Below are 12189 nucleotides of genomic sequence, written 5' to 3'. Positions count from 1 at the left end.
GGCGCGCAGACCCCGGTCAGCGTCGCCGCCGCGGCCCCGGCCTCGCCCACCGTCGCCGCGCCCGCAGAACCCGCCCCGTCCGCCCAGCCCGTTCCCCCATTCGCTCTGCCCGGTGTTTCTCCGGCGGCTCGCCCGGCCGCCCACACGCCGCCGACCCCGCCGAGCACCCCCGCACCGGCGACGCCGACGGGGCCGACCCCGCACAAGCGCTCGAGCGTGCAGGTCGTGCTGCTGCTCGTGGGTGTCACCCTCGTGTCGGTCGCGGCGATCGTCTTCCTCACCGTGGCCTTCGTCGTCGCCGGCCTGGCCGTACGCTCGGCCATCGTGGGGCTCTTCACCGTGGCCATGCTGATCACGGCGGGGCTGCTGCGGCGCAAGGGTCTGGTCAGCACGGCAGAGGGCATCGGCGCCCTCGCCGTGGTGCTGGTGCTCCTGGACGCCTGGGCGTTGCGGGAGAACAATCTGTTCGGCTTCGGCGCCGTCGACGGCCTCCTCTATTGGGGCGTGACGCTGACGGTGTGCACCGCGCTGTTCCTGTTCTGGCACGCGGTGTCGTCGTTGCGGGTGGCCAGCGTGGCCGGTTTCGCCGCGGCCGCACCGGCCGTGGGTCTTCTCGCGGCCGGGTTGGCCGCGGATGCCGAGCCGGTCACCCGGGTGTTCCTGGCCGCGCTGGGCGTCGCAGCCGGCGCGCTCCTGCACAGGTTCACCCGGCCGGGAACGGCCTCGTTCTGGCCCGCCGTGGACCGCACGGCCGAGAGGATCGCCCTGCTCGCGCTGGCCGCCCTCGCCCTGGCCACCGCCACGCTGACCGCCGGATTCGTGGCTCCCGCCGAGACGTTGATTCCCCTGCTCACCTTCGGCGCCGTCGCCGCCGGCGCTCTCGCTCACACCGTCGTCGCGTTGACCGGGCGCACACCGGGTGCCCTCTACCGGGCTTTCGCCTACGCATCCGCCAGCCTGGCCACGCTGGCGGTGGTCTTCGGCATCGAGGTGTTCGTCTGGCGCACCGACGACAACACCCTGCTCGTGACCCTGCCGTTGCTGGCCATCGCCGCTCTCGCTCTGGGCCTCGAACTCGCCTGGCGGCGCAGGGCGACCGGCCCCGCCCGCATCGCCCTGCTCACCGCCGCGCTCACCGCCGCGTCGTTCGTGGCCGCGATCGGTGCGGTTGCGCTGGCCACAGCCGCCGCACCACTGGCCTCCACCCTGCTCTCGACGTTCACGACGTCGGGCGATCCGCTCGTCTCGGTGAACGAGATGAGCGTCTGGGCACTGGCCACGCTGACCGGCGTCGCCGTGCTGGTGGCCGGGTTCTGGCGGGCCGGTGCGGTGCTCGCCCCACGCCTGCGGATACTCGCCTGGTTCGGTTTGGTCATGGTACTGCTGGCCATGCCGTTCACCGAGGCGCTCTGGCTGGTGCTTCCGCTGTATCTGCTGCTGGGCGCCGCCGCCCTCACCGTGCTCCTGCTCGCCCGCGCCGGGCGTCTGACACTGGGCGGCTACCGGCCGATTGTCGTGACATTCTTCATCGCCAGCGAAGCGCTCGGTTACACCGTGAGCTGGGCCAGTAGCGCCAGTTGGTGGCTCGGCACGCTGTCGGCGGTGCTGACAGTGTTCGTCGCCCGGCTTCTGTTGAACCGCGAGTCTCAGGCCGGCAGCCGCGGTGCTCTGCTCTCCGGAGCGATCGCGCTCACCCTCGTCGGCGCCGCCGCCGCTCCGGAAGCGCTCACCCTGGCCGCGCCGCCCACTCCGGCCGTGCTCTGGCTGCTGGTGGCCCTCGCCGTGGCGTCGGCCACCGGTCTGCTCCAGCTGTTCCTGGCCCAGGGCCGGATCGGCGGATTCACCGCCGTAGAACGCCGAGCAGGATTCTGGACCCTGCTCGCCCCGACTCTGTTGGGCCTCCTACTGCCCACCGGGCGCATCATCGACGGCCTGAGCGGTGCCGACCGGGCGACGATGCTGCCTGCCGCCCCCGTCGCCGGCATCCTGGCCGCCGCGCTGACAGCGGCCGCGATGCTGCTCTGGACCCTGACCCGCGGCGGCGGCCTGCGCTGGGAGCGGTTCACCGGCGCGCTGCTCGTGGCCCCCGCCGTGCTCGCACTCACGGTGAACCTCATCTCCCTCACCGAGGCGCCCGGCACGGTGTCGGTGCTCGCCGCGCCGATCGCCGCTCTGCTCACGGTGGCACTGGCCCTGGTCCTCCGCACTCTCGCACGCACCACCGGCGGCACCACCGGCAGCTGGGCGCGTTCGTCGGCCGGCCTGGAGATCGGCGCCGCCGTGGTGCTCGCCTCCGTCTTCCTGCGGCCCGGACTCGCCGAGCTGAGCTGGCTGGTGCTGCTGCTCACCGCGGTGGCCCTGCTGCTCACCGCGATCGACGCCGACGGTCTCTTCGCCTCTGCCTCCTGGCGCCGCCATGTCGGCTGGCTCTCGCTCGTCGCGGCCACCGCCGGGCTCTGGTGGGGCCTGGCCCGCGCCGGCACCACCCCGGTGGAGGCCTACGTGCTCCCCCTGGCCGGACTACTGTTGCTGCTGGCCGCGTTGCTCTGGCGTTACGGCCGCATCGACCGCGCCGTCACCGCCAGCCCGGGCGCCGCGCTGCTCACCCTGGCCGGGCTCTCGGTGGCCCTGCTGCCCCTGGCCCTCAGCGTGCAGACCGGGTCGCCGGTGCGTCCGGTCATCGTCGGCGCGGCATCCGCGGTACTGCTCATCGGCGCCACGCTCGTGCGCTGGGCGCCGCCGCGCTCGGCCTACCTGGCCGCGACCGCGCTGGCCGGCGCTCTCGGGCTGCTCAGCACCGGCATCGCCCGCTCGTTGCGCCTGCTCGACACCGCGGGCGCCACGGGACCGCTGCTCGAGGCGTGGCTGCTGCCCACCGTGGTCATCACGGCCACCGCGGCGTTCCTGCTGGTGCGCCACCCGGATGCCCGCACCCGCCTGGCCAGAGACCGCGCCGCCGTCGTGCTCCTGGTCGTGGCCCTCGGCACCCTCACCGTGCTGGAAACGGCCTCGTTCGACACCTCGGCTCTGGCGGCCGGCCGCGCGATCGCCCTCGTGGGCGTTCTGGCCATCGGGCATGTGCTGGCGCTCTGGCGGCCGCAGGTGCCACTGGGCACCATCGCGGCGTGGACCTGTGCCGCCCTGGCCGGCTTCGCTGCCGGCGCCGCGCTCGTCGCCGGCACTGTGGAGCCATTCGAGCTCGTGACGGTGCCCGTCGGACTCGCTCTGGTTGCCGGTCAGCTCGTCACGGCCCGCCTCCGGGCCACGGATGGCGCCCGGCCCGCCGGAGCGTGGGCCTGGACCGGCACCGGACTAGCGCTGGCGCTGCTGCCCAGCGCCGTCGTGGCGGCCACACCCGGCGCCACGACCCTCGGTACCGCCGGCCTCACCGACGACGCCGTGCGCCAACTGGTCACCCTGACCCTCGGCGGCCTGCTCGCCATCGCGGGCGCCGTACTACTGGGCCGCCCCCGGTGGAGCCTGCTCGCCTGGCCCGGCCTGCTCGTGGGAACCGCGGCCGTCGTGGTCACGGCGACCGGGCGCATCCTGGCGCTGGTGACGGCGCCGGCGGCCGGCGCCGACTGGCGCCTCGAGGCGTGGCTGCTGCCCGCGGCGCTGCTGCTGGTGGTCACCGGCGGCATCATCATCCGGCACACGCCGTTCATCGTCTCCGTTGCGACGGCTCCGACGGCGACCCGTACCCGCACCGTGCGTCGGGGCTTCGGCTACAGCCTCGTCGGCCTGGCACTGCTCGGCATCCTCGGCGCGGAAACTGCGGCACTGCCGTTCGGTCCGTACGCCGAGGGACGCGTGATCGCCCTGGTCGCTCTGTTCGCCGTGCTGCACGTGGCCCTTCGCTGGTTCGATCGCAGCCCCGCGGGTACCGTGCTCGCCTGGTTCAGCTGGGCCGCAGGCCTGGTCGCGCTCGTGGCCGGCCTCGGGTTCGGCCTGCCCACCCCGCTCGAACTCACCACCGGTCCGCTGGGGCTCTCCCTGATTCTCGGGCAGCTCCTGGCCGCCGGGCTTCTCGGTCCGGCGCGGAACCCGGCGTCCCTGCGGGAGTCTGCCGCCGGTCCGGTTCTGCAGGCCTGGCTGGCCGTGGGGCTCGGTCTGGTACTGCTGCCCAGTGCGGTCGAGGGTGCCCAGGGCGCCCTGCTGCGACCGGTACTGGTGCTCACCGTCGGCGGCATCCTCACGGTCGGCGGAGCCTTGCTGATCAGCCGGCCGCGCTGGCGGGTTGTGGCCTGGCCCGGCGTCCTGGTCGGTGCCGTGGCCGTCACCGTCGCCGCGTCGGGACGCATCCGGCCGCTGCTCGGCTCGCCGGCCGGCCCGGACGGCCGGCTCGAGGCCTGGCTGCTGCCGGCCGCCCTGCTGCTGATCGGCGCGGGCTACGCCATCATCGCCAGGTCCCCGGCGCTGGTACGGCCGGTTCATGCGGATGCTGCCGTGATGGATGCCGCTGTCGCGGTGACCGTGGACCCGGCCGGTCCGCGCCGTCTGCTCGGCTACGGCCTCGTCATCGTCGCCCTCACCGGCATCCTCGGGACCGAAACCGCCGCGTTGCCCTATACGGCCTTCGCCGCGGGCCGGGTGATCGCCCTGATCGCGCTGTTCGCCGTGCTACAGGTCGTCGTGCGCTGGTTCGACCGCAGCCGCGCGGGCGTCCTGCTGGCCTGGCTGCTCGTGGCCGCCGGCTTCCTGGTGCTGGTCGCCGGTCTCGGCCGGGACCTGCTCGACCCCGTCGAGGTGGGCACCGTGCCTCTGGGGATCGCCCTGGTCGTCGGTCAGCTGATCTCGGCGCGGGTCATCGGCCGGGCGCGGGGTACCGCGTTCCCGGTCCCCTCGGCCCGTCTGGTGCAGTCCGGTCTCGTCGTTGGCCTGGCGGTGCTAGTGCTGCCCAGCGCTCTCCTCGGCGCCGAAGGCACCCCGGTGCGTGCGGTGCTCAGCCTGGCGATCGGCGGTGCCCTGGCCATCCTGGGCGCCCTGCAGACAACCCACCCACGCTGGACCCTGCTCGCCTGGCCGGCCTGCCTGGTGGGCACCCTCACCGTCCTGACCGCCGCGGGCCTGCGGATCCTCACCCTGCCCGGAGCCTCGGCCGGACCGAGCGGCCAGCTGGAGGCATGGCTGCTGCCGGCCGCCGCCCTCCTGGTGGCCACCGGAACCTGCCTGGTCTGGGTGGCCCGCAGCACCGATTCCGCCGACGCCACCAGCCTGCCGCTTCGCAGTGGGTATGGCCTCGTCGTCGCAGCCCTGCTCGGCACCGTGCTCGCCGAAGTGGTCGCCCTGGGCTACCCACCGCTGGCCACGGTGCGGGTGGTGCTGGTGGTCTGGGTCTTCGCGGCGGTGTTCCTGGCCGCGTTCTGGGGCGACCGTAGCCCGCTGGGCCGGCTCATCGCCGGGGCGGCCCTCGCGGGTGCCGCCGGGATGCTCGTTGCCGGCCTGTTCCACGACGTGCCGGACCCCGTCGAGATCGTCACCGTGCCGCTGGCGCTGGCGCTCGTGGTGGCCGGGCTGGTGCACCTGCGGCGGGTGCCCGCTGCGGGCAGTTGGCCCGCGCTCGCCCCCGGCCTGCTCCTCCTGCTGGTGCCGTCGCTGCTGCTCGACCTGAGCTTCAGCCCGGTTTGGCGCGTGGTGGGCCTCGGCGTGGTCGCCATCGCGGTGCTGCTGCTCGGCACCGCGCGGCGGTTGCAGGCTCCGTTCGTGCTCGGCGCCACCGTGCTGTTGCTGCACGCGCTCGCCCAGCTCTGGCCGTGGATCGCCCTGCTCTACGTCTCGGTGCAGTGGTGGCTCTGGCTCGGTATCGGCGGCGTGCTGCTGATCGTGCTCGCCGCGCGGTACGAGCAGCGCATCCAGAACTTCAAGACGGCGGCGCTGAAGATCTCCGCGCTGCGCTAACCGCTCCCCAGAGCGCCCCGCGCCCAGCCCGTCACAACGGGTGCGGGGCGCGGGGTGCGGGGTGCACAACTCCTGCGGGATGACCGGCGCCGCGCATCATGGAAGCATGGGGAGGTGCCCGAATCCAGCGCCCCCGAGTTCCTCAGCACGACCCGCCTGCGACTGGCACCTCTCGCCGCGGCCGATGTGGCCGAGGTGCACGCCATCTACGCCGACCCGGGAACCTGGCTGCACCTGCCGACCGGCCGCCACACGGCCCTCGCACAGGCCGAGCGGATGGTCGACGAGAGCGAGCAGAGCTGGGCGGCATCCGGTTTGGGGCGCTGGGCGATTCGGTTGCGGCACGACCTGCCCGGCACTGCACTGCCCGGCACTGCACTGCCCGGCACTGCACTGCCCGGCACCACCCTGGCGGCGGGAATCCTCATCGGGGTGGCCTCGGCGACGCTGATGGACTGCGGGGCGCACAACTTCGGCTACCGGCTGACCCCGGCCAGCTGGGGAATCGGACTGGCCACCGAGGCCGCGACGGTGGCCCTCGCCGCGGCGCAGGCCTCGGCGTATCCGGTGACCGCCCGCGTTCTGGCCGGCAACCCCGCCTCGGTGCGGGTGCTCGAGCGCATCGGGCTCACCCTGGTGTGGCGCGGGCAGGGGGTGGCCGGCACGGCGTCCGACCAGCCCGCCACCGCGGCGCTCGAACGGCTCATCTTCGCGGACCGGCCCCTCAAGCCCGATCTGCTGGCCGCGATCATCAATCTCGGCTGACCTGCCGTCCGCGCCTGCGGTCCAGGCGGAGATCTTCCGACCTTGCGGCGTGTCGTGGTCGCCGGCCCGGCGAGTCCCGAAATTCTCCGCCTTTAGATAGTCGCTCGGCCGCGCCGGAACCCGCTCAGGGCTGTTCGCCGAGCTCGGTGACCTGTTGGCGGTACTGCTCGCCCGTGAGCTCGCCGCGTGCGTAGCGCTCGTCGAGGATCCGTCGGGCGTCGCTCCTGCGCGGGCCCACCGGGCCGGGCGAGTCGTCGCGGAACACCCGCACGGTCCACACAATGAGCAGCACGACCGCGCCCAGCGATAGCAACCCGTAGAGCCAGAGCCAGGCCGGGTTCATTCCGTATCCCCACATCATCCAGGTTCCTTTCCTGACGAGCACAAGTGATCGTGCCCCCCACGGTAGTCTCATTGCCCTTGCCTGGTACCCCTAGGGGGTATAACGTGAGGGCATGCCTTCCCACCCGGATCACCACATCGACCAGCCCACCGACGGCGCCTCTCCGGCAGATCAGGCCGCGATGAATCAGGCCGACACGGACCACGAATCGATGAACCACACCTCGATGGACCACGGAGCCATGGGACATGCCGGGCACGGCGATCACGTCGCCCGATTCCGCCAATTGTTCTGGCTGATGCTGGTGCTTGCCGTTCCCGTCGTGGTCTTCAGCGGCATGTTTTCCATGCTCCTGGGCTATGAGTTGCCCAACGCCGCGTGGGTCGTCTGGGTCTCGCCGCTGCTGGGCACGGTGATGTACGTCTGGGGCGGCCGCCCGTTCCTCACCGGCGCGGTGGCCGAGCTCAGGCAGCGCTCCCCCGGCATGATGCTGCTGATCGCACTGGCGATCACCGTGGCGTTCCTCTCCTCCTGGGGCGCGAGCCTGGGCATCCTGGCCATGGAGCTCGATTTCTGGTGGGAGCTCGCGCTGCTGATCGTGATCATGCTGCTCGGCCACTGGATCGAGATGCGCTCGCTGGCGCAGTCCTCGTCCGCGCTCGAATCGCTGGCGGCGCTGCTGCCCGACGAGGCCGAGCGGGTGGATGACGGCACCGTCACTCTTGTCGCTCCCGCCGACCTCGAGGTGGGCGACCTGGTCATCGTGCGACCGGGCGCCCGGATCCCCGCCGACGGGCAGGTCACCGAGGGCACCGCCGATGTGGACGAGTCGATGATCACGGGCGAATCCCGTCCGGTGCGCCGCGGCCCCGGCGCCGCGGTCGTGGCCGGCACCGTCGCCACCGACACGGCCCTGCGGCTGCGGGTGACCGCGGTCGGCGACGACACCGCGCTCGCGGGCATCCGCCGGCTCGTCGCCGAGGCGCAAGCCTCGTCGTCGCGGGCGCAGCGCCTGGCCGATCGGGCGGCCGGCTGGCTGTTCTGGTTCGCGCTCGGTGTCGGTCTGCTCACCGCGATCGCGTGGACCCTGCTCGGCAGCCCGGAGGATGCCGTGATGCGCACCATCACCGTTCTGGTGATCGCCTGCCCGCACGCGTTGGGCCTGGCGATTCCGCTGGTGGTGTCGATCGCGACCGAGCGGGCCGCCCGCGGCGGGGTGCTCGTGACCGACCGGCTCGCCCTGGAGAGCATGCGTACCGTCGACACCGTGCTGTTCGACAAAACCGGCACTCTCACCCGGGGCGAACCCGTGGTCAGTCACGTGCACGCCGCCGCCGGTCACACCGAGGAGGACGTGCTCGCCCTGGCGGCCGCCGTGGAGGCCGACAGCGAGCATCCGCTGGCCACGGCCATCGTCGCCGCGGCCCGCGGCCGATCCGTTCCAGCGGCCACCGGGTTCCGGGCGGCCACCGCCGTGGGGGTGAGCGCCACGGTCGCCGGCCACGAGGTGGCGGTGGGCGGGCCGAGCCTGCTCAGCCGCCATCACGCCGAGCCGCTCGAGCACACCGACGCCTGGGCCGCCGAGGGCGCCATCGTTCTGCACGTGCTGCAAGACGGCCGCGTGATCGGCGCCATCGGCCTCGCCGACGAGGTGCGGCCGGAATCGACGAAGGCCGTCGCCGCCCTGCACGCCCTGGGCATCGCGGTGGTGATGATCACCGGCGACGCCGAGGCCGTGGCGCACAATGTGGCCGCCCAGCTCGGCATCGACAGGGTCTTCGCCGGCGTGCACCCCGACCGAAAGGCCGCCGCCGTGGTGCAGCTGCAACAGGAAGGTCACCGGGTGGCCATGGTGGGCGACGGGGTCAACGACGCCCCGGCTCTGGCCCAAGCCGACGTGGGCATCGCCATCGGCGCCGGCACGGATGTCGCGATCGCCTCCGCCGGCGTCATCCTGGCCAGCGACGACCCCCGATCGGTGCTCTCGGTGATCGAGCTCTCCCGCGCCAGCTACCGCAAGATGACGCAGAACCTGTGGTGGGCCGCCGGCTACAACCTGCTCGCGGTGCCGCTGGCCGCCGGAGTCCTCGCCCCGATCGGCTTTGTGCTGCCGATGGAAGTGGGTGCGCTGCTGATGTCGGCCTCGACGGTGGTGGTGGCCGTGAACGCGCAGCTGCTTCGCCGCCTCGACCTGCGGCCCGAGGTGAGCACAGCCCGGGTGCTCGGCGCCCGCCACCCCGACGCCACGCCGACACCGGTGTCCTGATGCGGGCGCCTCCGGCAGCACCCCGGAATCAGGAACCGCCAGCCCTGGCCCGCCCCGTCAGCCGGCGCACCGTTCTGGCCCTGGGCGGGCTGGGCGTCATTGCCGTGGCGGGCGGAGCGGCCGCGCTCTGGGCGACCTGGCCGTCGGGCACAGCCGGGTTCGTCGGCGGTGACGACCTGCACCAGCCCGACGAGCTGACGAGCAGCGGCGGGCTGCTCGATGTCACCCTCTCCGCCACACCGGCCACGACCGTGATCGGCGGGCGCAGCGCGAGGGTGCTCGGTTACAACGGCGGCCTGCCCGGCCCCACGCTGCGGCTCGTTCCCGGCGACCGGCTGCGGGTCACGCTGGTCAACGGCCTGGCCGGCCCGACCAACCTGCACGTGCACGGCCTGCACGTGTCGCCGGAGGGAAACGGCGACAACATGGCCGTCATGGTGAAGACCGGTGAGTCCTTCCACTACGAGTACCGGCTCCCGGCCGACCACCCGCCCGGCGTGTACTGGTACCACCCGCACCACCACGGCACCGTCGCCGACCAGGTCTTCGGCGGCCTGTACGGCACCATCGTCATCGACGACCCGGTGCCCATCGAGAGCAGCCGGGAACGGGTCCTGGTGATCTCGGACGTCACGCTCGACGGCGTCGGTGCGGTCGCGGACGCATCCGCCGCGGACCGGATGCAGGGCCGGGAGGGCGAGCTAGTGCTGGTCAACGGTCAATTGGCGCCTGTCCTGGCGCTACGACCCGGCGAGCGCGAGAGGTGGCGGATCGTGAACGCCTGCGTCTCCAGATACCTCCGACTGCGCCTCGACGGTCAACGGTTGCAGCTGCTCGGCATCGACTCCGGTCGCCTCGAAAGACCGGCGGAGGTGGACGAGATCCTGCTCGCGCCGGGCAATCGGGCCGATATCCTCGTCACCGCGGTGGAGGGCGGAACCGAGTTGCGCACCCTGGCCTACGACCGAGGCACCGCGACCTCCGGCGGCATGATGGGCGGCTCCGGTCAGGCCGCGACGGGCACCGAGGTCGCCCTCGCGACTGTCACGGTGACCGGGGACCCGGTGGCGGCGCCGGGGGCCCTGCCACGCCAACCGGCACCGCTCGACCTGCGCGGTGCGACCGTGACGGCCCGGCGCGAACTCAGCTTCGACATGGGAATGGGTATGGGCGGCGGCTCGATGATGACTTTCACCATCAACGGGCAGGAGTTCGACCCGGAGCGCCTCGACACGACTGTGCTGGCCGGCAGCGTGGAGGAGTGGACGCTGCGCAACACGAGCGAGATGGACCATCCGGTGCACCTGCACGTGTGGCCGATGCAGATCGTCGACCGGGGCGGCACCGCCGAGGCTGCAGTCGTGTGGCGCGATGTGGTGAACGTGCCGGCCCGCGGGCAGACCACAGTGCGCATCAGTTTCGCCGACTTCGCCGGACGCGCCGTCTACCACTGCCACATCCTCGACCACGAGGACGCCGGGATGATGGGGACGATCCTGGTGCGGTAAGCGGGTCCATCAGGCACGAACCCTCGCCGACGATTCGGGCGCAGTCGGCCCGATTGACCCGTTGGTCAGAGAACACGACTAGCCTCCATGGATGGCCGAAACACGAACACCCGCCGCGCCCCGCGCTGTGGAGCTCTACTGTCCCACCGCTGACGACTGGGCAGGCCTGCGCGATATCCGTCTCCGGTCCATCGCGAACTTCCCGTTGGGCTTCTTCGAATCATTCGCCGCCGTCCTCGCGCTCACCGAAACTGACTGGCGCCAGCGCGGCGCCCGGAACACCGAACCCACCAGCTTCCAGGTTGTCGCCCGCACCCCCGGCGAACAGTGGGTCGGCACGATGGCCGCCTTTGTGTCCTCCGGTCCGCCGAGCTACCGGCCGGGCGAGCCGCCGATCGGCGGCCCGGTTCGCGCCAACCTGGTGGGCGTCTGGGTCGACCCCTCCTATCGCGGCCGCACCGGAGTGGCCACGCGACTGCTCGGCGCCGTCCGCACCTGGGTCGCCGACGAGCAGCACCTCGACCGGATCTACCTGCACGTGCACGAGAGTAATCACCGCGCCATCCGCTTCTACGAGAAGAACGGCGCCCGCCCCACCGGCGACTACATCACGGACCCGCACCGCACTTCGGAGCGGCACCTGGAAATGGTCCTGGCCGCGAAGGGCTGAGATGGACCTGCTCCTCGAATTCTGGACCCGCGTCTCGGCCACGAACGCTCCCCTGCCGGCTCTGACGGTGTGGGTGACCATCGCCGCGGCCGCCCTGCTCGTGCTGGTGCCGCCGGCCTGGAAACTGACCCGGCACGGCATCACGATCGTGCACGAGGGCGGCCACGGGCTCGTCGCGGCTCTCGGCGGCCGCCGGCTGCAGGGCATCCGGCTGCACTCCGACACCTCCGGCCTCACCGTGAGCCGCGGCAAGCCGCGCGGGCCCGGCATGGTCTTCACCCTGCTCGCCGGGTACACGGCGCCGGCCCTGCTCGGGCTCGGGGCGGCGTGGATGCTCAGCCGCGGCCATGACATCGGCCTGCTCTGGGCGCTGCTTGCGGCGCTGGCGCTGCTGCTGGTGCAGATCCGCAACTGGTTCGGGCTGTGGTCGGTGGCGGTCACCGCGGCGGTGGTCTTCGCGGTCACCTGGTTCGGCTCGCCCACCGTGCAGAGCATCTTCGCCGTGCTGGTCACCGCGTTCCTGCTGCTCGGTGCCCTGCGCACCGTCGTCGAGCTGCAGGTCACCCGGTCGCGCCGCGGCGGCAGCGCCTCGGACGCCGACCAGCTGGCCCGGCTCAGCCACCTGCCCGGCCCGTTCTGGGTGCTGGTGTTCTTCGCCGTCGCCGGCGCCTGCCTCGTCGGCGCGGCGAGACTGCTCGGCCTGGTCTAGCCGCAACGTCTCGACTTACCGCAAAACGCC

Annotated in this window: 7 protein-coding genes and 1 pseudogene; 6 read left to right on the top strand and 2 right to left on the bottom strand. The window is 72.6% G+C overall.

Annotated elements, in window-relative coordinates:
* Positions 1–248 (bottom strand): annotated as a pseudogene (locus E3O57_RS18975) (hypothetical protein); the annotation flags it as partial.
* Here E3O57_RS18975 and E3O57_RS18790 point away from each other — a divergent pair.
* Both E3O57_RS18790 and E3O57_RS16390 read left to right on the top strand, forming a co-directional pair.
* On the top strand, positions 226–5898 hold the full coding sequence (locus E3O57_RS18790; protein ID WP_206750293.1) for an SCO7613 C-terminal domain-containing membrane protein: 5673 nt from the start codon (positions 226–228) through the stop codon (positions 5896–5898). The pseudogene E3O57_RS18975 and the gene E3O57_RS18790 sit on opposite strands and share 23 nt — an antisense overlap.
* Before the next feature lie 114 nt (positions 5899–6012).
* A complete protein-coding gene (locus E3O57_RS16390; protein ID WP_165787990.1) occupies positions 6013–6663 on the top strand; it encodes a GNAT family N-acetyltransferase in 651 nt (216 codons plus the stop codon).
* A gap of 124 nt (positions 6664–6787) precedes the next feature.
* Here E3O57_RS16390 and E3O57_RS16385 read toward each other — a convergent pair whose 3' ends face one another.
* Positions 6788–7024, bottom strand: a complete 237-nt coding sequence (locus tag E3O57_RS16385) for an SHOCT domain-containing protein (RefSeq protein ID WP_103479869.1) — start codon at positions 7022–7024, stop codon at positions 6788–6790.
* Between the two features lie 193 nt (positions 7025–7217).
* Between E3O57_RS16385 and E3O57_RS16380 the strand changes: the two genes are divergently transcribed.
* The 4 genes from E3O57_RS16380 to E3O57_RS16365 all read left to right on the top strand — a co-directional run bounded on the left by E3O57_RS16380 (position 7218) and on the right by E3O57_RS16365 (position 12159).
* Positions 7218–9272: a copper-translocating P-type ATPase gene (locus E3O57_RS16380; RefSeq protein WP_241990470.1), complete on the top strand. Its 2055-nt coding sequence runs from the start codon at positions 7218–7220 to the stop codon at positions 9270–9272.
* A complete protein-coding gene (locus E3O57_RS16375; RefSeq protein ID WP_103479871.1) occupies positions 9272–10780 on the top strand; it encodes a multicopper oxidase family protein in 1509 nt (502 codons plus the stop codon). The genes E3O57_RS16380 and E3O57_RS16375 overlap by 1 nt, the downstream gene beginning before the upstream one ends.
* A gap of 91 nt (positions 10781–10871) precedes the next feature.
* Positions 10872–11450: a GNAT family N-acetyltransferase gene (locus E3O57_RS16370; protein ID WP_103461224.1), complete on the top strand. Its 579-nt coding sequence runs from the start codon at positions 10872–10874 to the stop codon at positions 11448–11450.
* 1 nt (position 11451) lies between these two features.
* Positions 11452–12159, top strand: a complete 708-nt coding sequence (locus E3O57_RS16365) for a M50 family metallopeptidase (RefSeq protein ID WP_103461225.1) — start codon at positions 11452–11454, stop codon at positions 12157–12159.
* Positions 12160–12189 lie beyond the last annotated feature (30 nt).

Origin of the sequence: Cryobacterium sp. TMN-39-2 (assembly GCF_004402745.1) — a bacterium.
In the GTDB taxonomy this organism is placed as follows: domain Bacteria; phylum Actinomycetota; class Actinomycetes; order Actinomycetales; family Microbacteriaceae; genus Cryobacterium; species Cryobacterium zongtaii.
Note: the sequence above shows the minus strand (reverse complement) of the source record. Positions and strands in the feature narration are given on the sequence as shown.

What these genes read in the sequence shown, in the direction of transcription:
- E3O57_RS16385 (WP_103479869.1), bottom strand. Translation starts at nt 7,024, where the DNA reads ATGATGTGGGGATACGGAATGAACCCGGCCTGGCTCTGGCTCTACGGG.
- E3O57_RS16380 (WP_241990470.1), top strand. Translation starts at nt 7,218, where the DNA reads ATGAACCACACCTCGATGGACCACGGAGCCATGGGACATGCCGGGCAC.
- E3O57_RS16375 (WP_103479871.1), top strand. Translation starts at nt 9,272, where the DNA reads ATGCGGGCGCCTCCGGCAGCACCCCGGAATCAGGAACCGCCAGCCCTG.
- E3O57_RS16370 (WP_103461224.1), top strand. Translation starts at nt 10,872, where the DNA reads ATGGCCGAAACACGAACACCCGCCGCGCCCCGCGCTGTGGAGCTCTAC.
- E3O57_RS16365 (WP_103461225.1), top strand. Translation starts at nt 11,452, where the DNA reads ATGGACCTGCTCCTCGAATTCTGGACCCGCGTCTCGGCCACGAACGCT.